Annotated in this window: 7 protein-coding genes; 5 read left to right on the top strand and 2 right to left on the bottom strand. The window is 44.0% G+C overall.

Annotation, left to right across the window (positions count from 1 at the left end):
* The first annotated feature begins 43 nt into the window (after window positions 1-43).
* The 3 genes from HMAT_RS09795 (at window position 44) to HMAT_RS09785 (ending at window position 5,473) form a co-directional block, all read left to right on the top strand.
* On the top strand, window positions 44-3,466 hold the full coding sequence (locus HMAT_RS09795) for a glycosyltransferase (protein ID WP_104382530.1): 3,423 nt from the start codon (window positions 44-46) through the stop codon (window positions 3,464-3,466).
* Window positions 3,467-3,569: 103 nt separating this feature from the next.
* Window positions 3,570-5,078 (top strand): NAD(P)H-hydrate dehydratase, encoded by a 1,509-nt coding sequence (locus HMAT_RS09790; RefSeq protein WP_104382529.1) that lies wholly within the window; start codon window positions 3,570-3,572, stop codon window positions 5,076-5,078.
* On the top strand, window positions 5,075-5,473 hold the full coding sequence (locus HMAT_RS09785) for a GNAT family N-acetyltransferase (protein WP_104382528.1): 399 nt from the start codon (window positions 5,075-5,077) through the stop codon (window positions 5,471-5,473). The genes HMAT_RS09790 and HMAT_RS09785 overlap by 4 nt, the downstream gene beginning before the upstream one ends.
* Window positions 5,474-5,625: 152 nt before the next feature.
* Here HMAT_RS09785 and HMAT_RS09780 read toward each other — a convergent pair whose 3' ends face one another.
* A complete protein-coding gene (locus HMAT_RS09780) occupies window positions 5,626-6,213 on the bottom strand; it encodes a sugar O-acetyltransferase (RefSeq protein ID WP_104382527.1) in 588 nt (195 codons plus the stop codon).
* Window positions 6,214-6,430: 217 nt separating this feature from the next.
* On the opposite strand from HMAT_RS09780, the gene HMAT_RS09775 reads away from it, so the two are divergent.
* Complete coding sequence (locus HMAT_RS09775) at window positions 6,431-8,644, top strand: glycosyltransferase family 4 protein (protein WP_104382526.1); 2,214 nt, start codon at window positions 6,431-6,433, stop codon at window positions 8,642-8,644.
* Here the strand turns inward: HMAT_RS09775 and HMAT_RS09770 are convergent.
* Window positions 8,616-10,100 (bottom strand): glycoside hydrolase family 130 protein, encoded by a 1,485-nt coding sequence (locus tag HMAT_RS09770; RefSeq protein ID WP_104382525.1) that lies wholly within the window; start codon window positions 10,098-10,100, stop codon window positions 8,616-8,618. The two genes, HMAT_RS09775 and HMAT_RS09770, sit on opposite strands and share 29 nt — an antisense overlap.
* A gap of 128 nt (window positions 10,101-10,228) precedes the next feature.
* Here HMAT_RS09770 and HMAT_RS09765 point away from each other — a divergent pair, with 128 nt between their 5' ends.
* Window positions 10,229-11,695, top strand: coding sequence for an aminoacyl-histidine dipeptidase (locus HMAT_RS09765; RefSeq protein WP_104382524.1), 1,467 nt, complete (start codon window positions 10,229-10,231; stop codon window positions 11,693-11,695).
* Window positions 11,696-12,060: the final 365 nt, after the last annotated feature.

Here is a 12,060-nt window from a genome sequence, read left to right as displayed (position 1 = left end):
TCATTTTCTGATGTAGCTTAGCCAAAGTTAATCGCAGAAATTTATGTCAGAAAAACAGATTTTTCAGACGTCGAACAAGAAGCGTTGGTACGCTTTCTCATGGATGAGCAGGGCATTGATCGTTGGAATGATCGTAGCCATTGCATGTGTTGTCTATACCCTGGGCAAGATCCAGGTACCTCCATTTCCAACCATCAATACATATGCGCCATTGACAGCAAGATCTACTGCCAGGCTGAAAAAATCCAGACAGTTCAAAGAATTTGCCGTTGTCAAGTCAGAACTTGAAAAAATCAAACGGGATCGGGAACTGAAACACTTGAAGCACCTGGGCAATAAAAATAGGATTAACATGGGGTTTTATGTCAGTTCTTGGTCGAATGAGGTCCGCCAGCAATCCCTATCCGACCTAAGGCGCAATATTGGGCACCTGGATATGGTCGCTATGGAATCTTTTTTTACGGTGCCCGGCCAAGATACGGTTGTGGATAAAGCCGATACCGCTGCCCTGAATGTGATCCATCAATATAAACGAAAAGCTCTTGCCCAGATTTCGAATTTTAGTGGTAATGATTTTGATGGACAGACGGTACGGACAATCCTGGCGGATCCGGTAAGGCAGCAACGTTTTATTGATGATATCCTGATCAAAATAAAGCGTAATGGTTTTTCAGGAATCAATATTGACTTTGAAAATCTTCAATTGGATGACCGTAAGCCTCTAATCGATTTTATGGCGCGGATCTATCAAGTTTTCCATAGTGAAGGTTTGCTTGTTTCACAGGATATTTCGCCTGAAAATGATGATTATGACCCCGTTTCGCTACAGAAATATAATGACTATATCATTTTGATGGCCTATGATCAGCATTCGATCGAAAGTAATGCCGGTGCAATTTCCCATCAGGTCTGGGTAGAAAAGAACCTCGATGCATTGTGCAGCAGGGTGGATGCAGACAAAGTGATTTTGGCGTTGGCCTGTTATGGATACGACTGGCCTGTCGGAAGAGTAGGCAAGACACTGACCTATGACAATGCTGTTATTCTGGCGCATAATTACAATGCAACTATTCACTTTGATCCAGCTTCTGCTAACCTCAATTTTAGTTATCAAGATGGAACTGGCATGCGGCATGATGTTTACTTCACCGATGCAGCGACCTATTTCAACCTGATTCGTAAAGCGGATGACTGGGGTCTGGCGGGTATAGCGCTCTGGCGATTGGGAAGTGAAGATGCCCGGTTATGGTCTTTTATCTCCAAGTCGCTGGATCACGATGATTTGGCAAAAGAGCCTTTCGATTTTAAGAGCATCAGCAACATTAATGTCGGTGGCATCCAGTACATTGGCGATGGCGAGATTCTGGATTTAGTCAATAGCCCCGCGCCCGGATTGGTCAAATTTGCATACGATTCCGGTACCGGGATGATTCAGGATCAGCAGTATGTCAAAACACCGAGCAATTATGTGATCAAGCGTTTTGGAGAAAGAGATAATACGGTTGTGTTGACTTTTGATGATGGTCCGGATCCAACATACACGCCGGAAGTATTGGAGATATTAAAAAGAGAACATGTGCCGGCCGCTTTCTTTCTCGTTGGGGTCATGGCCGAAAAAAATATGGATTTGGTCCGTAAAGAGTACCAGGAAGGACATGAACTTGGTAACCATACTTTTTTTCATCCGGATATGTCAACAATCGGTCCCAACCGGGTAAAGTTTGAGCTAAATGCAACGAGAAAGATTATTGAATGTATTACAGGACATAGCACGATCTTGTTTCGAGCACCCTTCAATGCGGATGCTGAACCACAGACTGTAGCCGAAATTCTCCCCGTCGCCCAAAGCCGAAAGGAAAACTACATCAATGTCGGCGAATACATCGATCCCAATGACTGGCTTCCGGGACGTACTGCGGATGAGATTTATAACGAGGTTATAAAACAACGGGATAATGGCAATATTATTTTGTTGCATGATGCTGGAGGGAACAGAGAAGCGACCATCGCCGCATTGCCCCGCATCATCCATTATTTTAAGGAACATGGGTATAAATTTGCAACAGTAGGGGATCTAATGGGTAAGAAGCGTGACGAGCTTATGCCACCAGTACAGAATGCTTCAGATTCGGGTTTTAGTGGCTCATCCAATCGCCTATTTCTCGGAACATTGTTCTATGGTAATATCTTCCTTAACCTGATTTTCTCGATAGCGATCGTGTTGGCGATCTTTCGCACAGTGATGATTGCCTATCTGGCCATACGGCAAAAAAGGAAAAATAAGAAGGAGCAGTCTAAATTAATAGCTGATCCGCGGGACAAAGTCAGTATTATTATACCTGCTTATAACGAGGAAGTGACCGTTTTGGCAACGATTAAAAGCCTGCTTCATCTCGATTATCCTGCATATGAATTGATTTTTGTCGATGATGGATCCAAGGATAAAACGTTCGAAATTGTAAGTAAGGTATATGGAGATCATCCAAAGGTACGGTTGTTTACAAAACCTAATGGGGGTAAAGCATCGGCATTGAATTATGGTATTCAACAGTCTAATGCAGCGTTTGTGCTTTGTATCGACGCCGATACACAACTGAAGACCGACGCTTTACGGATGCTGGTGAAGTATTTTAATAGTGATCAGATTGCTGCTGTTGCCGGTAGTGTAAAAGTAGGCAATGTGCATAATATGCTGACGCATTGGCAATCTATCGAATACATCACTTCTCAAAATATGGATAGACGGGCTTTTGACCTGCTCAATATGATTTCGGTCGTCCCCGGTGCCATCGGTGCTTTTCGGAGGTCTGTTATTGTGGAAGTCGGCGGGTTTACAACAGATACATTGGCGGAAGACTGTGATCTGACCATGCGCATACTGAAAGCAGGTTATACCGTCCGCAATTCCGCAGAGGCTATAGCATTCACCGAAGCACCGGATACGGTAAAAATGCTTTTCAAACAACGCTTTCGCTGGAGTTTTGGTGTGCTGCAAAGCTTCTGGAAAAATAAAGACACATTGTTAAATCCCAAATACGGCTATTTCGGAATGGTCGGTATGCCCAATATCCTGATATTTCAGATCATCCTGCCTTTATTTGCACCGCTGGCAGATCTATTTATGCTATTTTCACTTGTTAGTGGCTTATTTTCTCTGAGTGAGGTGAACGGTATCAGCTGGACTGGCATCGCGGGACTATTCTCACTGCACAACGGTTTTGGTCAGGTGATATTTTATTATTTTCTCTTTGTATTTGTGGATATTTTCTTTGCTGGTATTGCATTCCGGATGGAGGGTGAGAAAATGAAAAATTTGATTTATCTGTTTCCACAGCGTTTTTTCTGGCGTCAATTGATGTATTTCGTGCTGTTCAAATCAGTGAGAAAAGCCATTAAGGGTGAATTGAATACCTGGGGTACATTGAAACGTACCGGAGGCGTGAAGGAAGTGGCCATGAGCGAATAGTGTTCATGTCTTGGTTGTACTCTATTTTCTAAGTAAATTAGAACGGGCGTCTGTTTCCATAAGAATCATTGAAAATAGATGCCCAAAATAAAATACAACGGATATGAAGATACTTTCGGCTGCCCAGATGAGCTGGGTAGATCAGCAGACCATGAAAGATCAGGAGGTAAGCAGCCTCGGCCTGATGGAACGTGCGGCAACAGCTGTTTTTGGAGAAATAAAGCGGTTATACCCACGTTTAGCGCATCATACGTTTTATATTTTCTGTGGTAAAGGTAATAACGGTGGCGACGGATTGGTATTGGCCAGACTCCTGGATCAACAGCAGGCTCAAGTCAATGTGTATTTAGTTGATGCTACAGATTATTCAACAGCTAATTTGGCCAATCAAAAACGCTTGCCTGCTCACCTTGTTCAGAAGATCAGTCCCGAAAATCAGGTTCATATTCCTACGGGGACAATCGTCTTGGACTGCCTGTTCGGTTATGGACTGAAACATCCGCTTGCTGGGCAGTGGCACAGCCTGATAACAGGTATTAACCGTTGTTCCGGACCAATTTATGCAATAGACATGCCTTCCGGGCTGTTAAGTGACGGGCCAACAGCAGACGATGCCCCCGTCATACAAGCAGATATGGTATATACATTCCAATCACCGAAACTGGGGTTATTAATGCCCGACAATAGTATGTGGGCCAACGCATTCCGTGTATTGGATATCGGGTTGAGCAGATCCGCGCTGGAACAGGCTGACACCAACTTTCATTATGTTGATTTGGCATTGTTGGGCACATTTTACCGAAAACGGAATAAATTTGATCATAAAGGGACGTTTGGGCATAGTCTGATTATTGGTGGCAGTAGGGGAAAGATGGGTGCGGTGCAATTGGCACTGAAAGCAGCTCTGCGCTCGGGATGCGGACTGGCTTCTGCTTATATACCTTCCTGCGGATATACCTGCATTCAAACTGCTGTCCCTGAAGCGATGGTTATAAGTGATCCCGAAGAAGAAATGATTACGCAGTTTCCCGATATTCGTACCTTTCAGTCCATCGGTGTCGGAATCGGCATGGGTACGGCACACGATACAATTGATGCTTTCAAGGTATTTATTATGCAAGGTATTGATACTGCCTTGGTATTGGATGCTGATGCATTGAACATACTGGCGCAGGATCGCGACTTATGGCAATTTGTTCCGAAGGGCAGTATACTGACTCCGCATCCCAAAGAGCTGAGCAGGATACTAGGAACTTGGCAGAATGATTTTGAAAAACTTCGGAAAGCGAAAACCTTTGCGGCGGAATACCAGCTGTATATTTTAATAAAGGGTGCCAACAGTGCGATAGTTACCCCTGATGGTACAGTCTATTTCAATAGCACGGGCAATGTGGGGATGGCTACGGGGGGAAGTGGGGATATTTTGACCGGGATATTGACAGCTTTGTTAGGACAGGGTTATTCTTCGCAGGAAACCTTGCTTATGGGGGTATATTTACACGGTAGGGCCGCGGATATTGCGGTACAGACGGTCGGCGTTTATTCCTTATTACCTTCGGATATCGTTAGCTGCCTTCCTGCTGCATTTCTAGAACTGGAGAAACAGTCATGACGGATTGGTATATTGAACAGGTATTTGCGGCTCGTACCTGGAAACTTCGAAAGGATGTTTTTAGTTCTACAGGGAATCTGTCGGAGGTCATGCTGGACGGGGATTTTGAGGCATCTCATTTTGCAGCATACAATGAAAACGAAGTTGTGGGTGTGCTCAGTCTGAGTCGTTCAGAAAGCGATTATGAAATTCTTTATTTTGCTGTCCATCCCGATTTTAGACGAAGGGGCGTGGGCAGTGCCCTGCTCCGTTATACAGTACAATTTATCAAAACCTTCAGTGGCCGTCGTCTTTTTGTTCAGACGAATATGGAGCATCAGCATTTTTGGACCCGAAATGGATTTGTTCCGGTGAAAGAATCGGGCAAGCCGGACCGATTTCGAAAAATAGTCTGAGCTGGCATTCAAAGAGAAATTTTTGAATAAGCTCAACGTTACATTTTCTGCGTCGGTATGTAGAAAATGAAGTGTGACAAAGTACATCAAAACAATGATCATCATGCACATGATGATCGTTGTTTTGATGGGAGGAGACATCTTTATGCTGCCTAAATGTTGGTGTAATCAATCTGGTCTGCCGCTGTAATCGGGCGGATGACGCGACATGGATTTCCTGCTGCAATGACATCAGCAGGGATATCTTTTGTAACCACCGAACCGGATCCAATCACCGAATTTCTTCCGATGCGTACTCCGGGGTTGACCACTACCTGGCCGCCGATCCATACATTGTCTTCAATAACGATAGCCGCGGAAAATTCCCAGCCCTGATTTCTTGTTTCAAAATAAATCGGATGACCCGCGGTAAAAAGACTGACGTTTGGTCCGAACAGAACATTTGCACCGATTGTCACTGGCGCGCCGTCCAAAATGGTACAGTTGTAATTACTATAAAAGTTTTCACCTATGGAGATATTATAGCCATAATCGCAACGGAACGGCGGTTCTAGAAAGAAACGGCTGCCTGTAGCTTTAAATAGCTTTTGAATGATCTGCTTCCTGAACTTGATCTGTTTGGGCTCGGAGTCATTGAAACGCTTGAGTTCTTCTTTTGCAAATTGCCTTTCTTTAAATAGTTGTCCATCTGTATCGATATAAGGGATGCCCGCAATCATTTTCTCCTTGGGTGATTTCATTCAGTCAATATTTTTGATCTGGCGCAAATATACGGGAAGTTTTTTAGGCACTACATGGACAGTTAAAATTAAGCCGTCGTTATGGGCTGAATTTATTCTTTCTGGATTAAATAATGTACTCGTTACAAACAATTTGCTGTCGAGAAGCATTTAGATAATGGAACACACAGAATGCTATTGGCCTCACGGAAGGCTTTTATTCAAAATAATCATTTAAATGAAAATCGCTTATATCAGTACCTACTTGCCCAAAGAATGTGGTATCGCCACCTTCACTTCGGATCTGCTGCATGCAGTGGCCCTACACAATCAGGATCTTACCCAGCACGTGATTGCCGTTGCAGACCGCGAATATGTTTACCCAAGTGAAGTGGTTTTTACCATTGACCAACACCATCAGCTTTCCTACATCGAAGCTGCCAACTACATCAACAGCAACGGTTACGACTGTGTCATCCTTGAACACGAATATGGTATTTTCGGAGGAAATAGCGGTATGTATATCCTTTCACTTATTAATGCGCTTCATATTCCGCTGTTGGTAAATTTTCATACCATTCTGGAGAAACCGAATGTCGATGAAAAAGCGATTTTGATAGAATTGGTCAAGCGGGCTTCCGTTGTTGTGGTGATGAGCAATTACGCAATCACACTGTTGAAATCTGTCTATCGTATTAATACTTCAAAAGTGAGGCTCATTCATCATGGCGTACCCGAATTTCGCCTTAATCAGGAAGAAGCCAAAGCACAGATGGGGCTGTCTGGTAAAAAAGTCCTACTGACTTTTGGGTTTATCGGTCGGAATAAGGGGATTGAAACTGTAATTGAATCTCTAGCCGAGGTAGTTAAAGAAGAGCCTGATCTTTTGTATTTGATCGTTGGGAAGACGCATCCCAATGTACTGGCCCATTCCGGAGAAGAATACCGTGACTATCTCAAGAGCTTGATTGATGCATATAATTTGGAAGAACATGTGCAATTTGTCAATTCTTTTGTCAGCCAGTCGGACCTTGTTACCTACTTGTCGGCTTGTGATGTGTATGTGACACCCTATGTCAACGAAGCGCAAATCACTAGTGGAACACTATCTTATGCCATTGGGGCGGGGGCTGCAGTGGTATCTACGCCCTATTGGCATGCCAAAGAGCTGTTGGCTGATGGCCGTGGCGTATTGGTAGACTTTAAAAATCCAGCCCAGATGGCGAGGACCTTAACGGCATTATTTAGTAATCAGGAATACCGTATGACCCTGCGCGACAATGCCCGAAACTTTGGTAAGGAGATGACCTGGCGAAATATCGGGCTTCGCTACACCCGGCTTTTGGATAAAGTGGTGCCTTCACTTGATGGTTTCAAAGAAAATGTCACATTTTCTAAAGATGAAATGCCTAAGTTCAGCTGGAAGCATATCGATCGGCTGACCAACCAGGTCGGTATTTTGCAGCATGCAACCTATTCATTACCCAATTACAAAGAGGGGTATTGCTTGGATGACAATGCGCGCGCTTTGTTGGTCACTTTATTGGCACAGCGTGACTTTTCGGACAAAAGACTAGACCGTCGTATCTCTACCTATCTGAGTTACATCTACTATCATCAGCGGGAAGATGGACTGTTTCATAATTTCATGAGCTTTCAGCATAATTTTCTGGACGAAGTCGGATCTGAAGATTCTTTTGGTCGAACGATCTGGGCTTTGGGGGTACTGCTGCGGGAAACAAAGTTGACAAGCTATTATCAGTTGGGGCATGAACTGTTTTTTAGATCCGTGCCAAATTTTCGTCAGTTACGGTCTAATCGGGCCATTGCCTATACTATACTCGGTATTGCGGAATATTTGCATCATCAGTCGAATGACGAAGTCATGATCGAATTGATGCGGGAACTGGTCGGCAAGTTGATACGGGAATATGAGGCAAGTTCGGATGACAACTGGCAATGGTTTGAGTCGGTACTGGCCTATGACAATGCTATTTTGCCTTATGCTTTACTGACAGCCTATCCGTTTCTCAACGACGAGGCCGTGAAACAATTGGGGTTATTGACCCTGACCTTTCTGGAGAGCATTACCGTTCAGAATGGTGCTCTTTCGCTGGTCGGAAATCAGGACTGGGCAAAACAGGGAAAACACATCAGTAAATTCGGTCAGCAGCCGCTCGATGTCACAGCGATGGTGTTTATGTACCGTGAAGCATTTCGTCTGACCAATAAAAAGGTCTATTTTGCCCGTATGGTCGCCTCGTTCCGATGGTTTTTGGGCGAGAATGACCTAAAGCTGGGACTTTACGATGAAGAAACCAAAGGCTGCTGCGATGGCCTTGAATCTTATGGAATCAATAGAAACCAAGGGGCCGAAAGCACCCTCTGTTTCTATCTCGCCTATATTATCGTTTACGGTGCTTTTATTGATAGCGCTCAGGATTCAAAATAGCAAGCAGCAAGTCCTCCAGATTGATCGTAGCATAGGTGGATGCATAGTCAGACATGGCGTAGGGCAAAATCAGCTGTTCATTATGGACGAGTGCACCACAGGAATAAATGACATTGGGGACATAGCCCTCGCGCTCTTCGTCATTGGGAGTCATCAAGGGGCTGTGAAGACGGCCTATTTCCACATGCGGGTTGTCCAGGTCCAGTAAGGCTGCGCCGAGGACATACTCCCGCATCGGGCCGACGGCGTGCGTCAGGATCAGCCAGCCGTACTGCGTTTCTATCGGTGATCCGCAATTGCCTATCTGCACATACTCATAAGGGTATTCAGGTTGCTGGATCCGAATGGCAGTTTCCTGCCAGATATTGATGTTATGAGAATAAGCAATATAATTGTTTTCGCCATCAATACGGCAGAGCATCGCATACCTACCGTTGATTTTTCGAGGAAAGAGTGCGGCTCCTTTATTGGCGATCTCCCCATAGATCGGTTTTACTTTAAAATGGTAGAAATCTTTAGTCGTCAAAAGCTTGGGGAGTATACTGAATCCATCGTAGGCTGTGTAGGTCGCATAATAGATGCTTTCCCCTTTTTCATCCTTAAACTGTACAAAACGGGCATCCTCGATGCCCCTTTTTTCTGTATCCGCAATAGGGAAGATGACCCGTTCAGAAATGGAAGTGTCCAGTGAAAATGTCATTTCATAATGGGATGAAGCCAGCCATAGGGCCTGTTGTAAAAATGTAATGTTTTCCAAATTCTCTTCGCTATCCCGTCTGACCTCGTCAATATAACGCTTGAGTTCTTCATAAGTAAACGTTGCTGTTAATTTTTGCTCAAGCTTCATTTTCACTTCTGTGGGTTCGGCATGTAGCTCGTTCATCTTTTTTAAGAAGGACTCCTTATGGTAACGGTGGTTTTTGACCTGAATTGGTTTGTCCAGTAAATTACCGATATAATCTATATGGATATTATTGTCCACGTCAAGCGTTCCGGCGCGAAAGACAATCGAAGATACATGGCCTTCACCCGTGGCCCTAAAGCTGAGTATTACTCGTTTTTCACCTTTAAAGAGTTCGGTCTGATCCGGGTGCTCTACGATAGAGGGATTAAAAAGTGCTGCCGATTCAATGGAATACTCCATCGTAAAATACGAACCAATCAACAGCTTGTCCAGGTGACTGAGTTTATCTTTCGGAAAAGGAACCTTTTCCAGTAGGTGGCTCACACGTTCAAAATTACGTTCAAAAATATTGATAATGCTACGATGTCTTTTCGTATAACTGCGGAGAATCTGACCAAAAACCTCTTTACGCTCGGATTCGCTTAGTCCTAAGGTACGTTTGATGACCTTGATGGTACGCTCGTCACCGAGAGAGAAAAATCTGGCTAGTACCCTTTTCTTGTCTGGTTTGAAATAAATATCTTTTCGATCTACTTTTACGGGTTTATGCATGTCGGCGTTTTTCAAGTTTACACTCTTATAAGAACGATCAGCGAAGGGTTTTTGTTTTTATAAGCTTCGGATAAAGACAGGATATGTTGTAAAAATGGAGTAACTTTGACAGATACAAATTTTTAGATATGGCTGAAAATAGTTTAGATAAATTAGAACCAAAAGCAATTTGGAAAAATTTTGCTGCCCTGAATGCTGTTCCGCGGGCCTCGAAAAAAGAGGAACGTGTGATTGCATTTATGGTAGATTTCGGAAAATCACTGGGATTGGCAACCAGTGTGGATGAAATTGGGAATGTGCTGATCAAGAAACCCGCAAGTGTGGGGATGGAAGATCGCAAGACCGTCGTATTGCAGTCGCATTTGGATATGGTTCACCAAAAGAATAACGATACCGTTTTTGACTTCGAGAATGAGGGGATCAAAATGTATGTGGACGGTGATTGGGTAAAAGCTGAAGGAACCACTCTGGGGGCCGATAACGGCCTGGGTGTTGCGACTATCATGTCTATTTTAGCATCGGCGGAAATCGTTCATCCGGCTATCGAAGCCTTGTTTACCATCGACGAAGAAACCGGAATGACCGGAGCACTGGGTTTAAAAGGCGGTGTTCTGTCAGGTGAGATCCTATTGAACCTCGATACTGAAAATGACAATGAGATCGACATTGGCTGTGCGGGTGGTATTGATGTTACGGCAATACAATCCTATGCAGCGGAGGCCTGCCCTTCAGGTACCGTATCTTTTGAGGTTACGGTAAAGGGATTGCATGGCGGGCATTCAGGTATGGATATCCATAAAGGCTTTGCGAATGCCAACAAAGTGATGAACCGTCTTTTGTTTAAGGCCAATGAACGCTATGGATTACGCCTTGCGTCTTTATTGGGCGGCAGCCTTCGCAATGCGATCCCAAGAGAAAGTGTAGCTAAAGTTGTCATAAACGAAGATAAATCATCTGCATTCGTTGCGGAACTTAAACAATTGGCGCAGGAAATCAAGTTTGAATTTGCCACGACCGAACCCCTGATGGAAATCGTCGTACAGCCAAGCGATGCAGTTCATGAGACCGTTGTTCCTGTTCGCATACAGGAGAATCTAATCAATTGCGTTTATGCGGCATTGAACGGTGTATACCGTGTCAGTGCGGATTTCGAGGACCTGGTCGAGACTTCTAACAATATTGCTAAAGTTGAAGTGGGGGATGGGCAGATGGCAATAAAATGTTTGACCCGTTCTTCGGTCGAAACTTCCAAGTTTGATCTGGCCCATTCTTTACAGGCAGCCTTTGAACTAGGTGGTTTTGCTGTGGCATTCTCCGGTAATTATCCGGGATGGGCACCCAACCCGAATTCCGAAATTTTGGAGGTGCTTAAATCTATTTATAGAAAACAGCATGGCGAGGCTCCGGAAGTTGTCGCCTGTCATGCCGGATTGGAATGTGGCATATTGGGTACAAACTACCCCGGTATGGACATGATTTCCTTTGGCCCGACGATATTGGGTGCGCACTCACCAGCAGAACGTGCTTCCATATCTTCTGTTCAGAAATATTGGCAATTTGTACTCGAAATACTAAGCGAGATTCCACGTAAATAAGACCCTTTTTTATATTGTGGCAATGGCTGCTTAGACGATCGTATCAACATACGAAGGGCTGTTTAAAAAAGCTGATGTGTACCCTAAAAGTGTTTAGCTAAATCCCGGGATATATCAACGATTTGAACAGCCCTTTTCTTTACATCTGCATTGCCTCTCCAAGTGCTGCGGATTCAGGTCATGTCGCCATTCTTTATCCATCAAGCGCATTTTATAAAAATACCTTCGCTGTTATGCCCCTCCTTAGCGATATTTTCAATTATTTTTTATCTTCCTTGCAGAAAAAGAAAAATAATTGTACTTTCAGGATGAAAAAATGATTTACTAGACCAAAACTTTATTAAACCTCTCATTTGAGGGGTTGA

Origin of the sequence: Sphingobacterium sp. HMA12 (assembly GCF_002933815.1) — a bacterium.
GTDB lineage: Bacteria > Bacteroidota > Bacteroidia > Sphingobacteriales > Sphingobacteriaceae > Sphingobacterium.
This window is presented reverse-complemented; position numbering and strand designations above follow the sequence as displayed.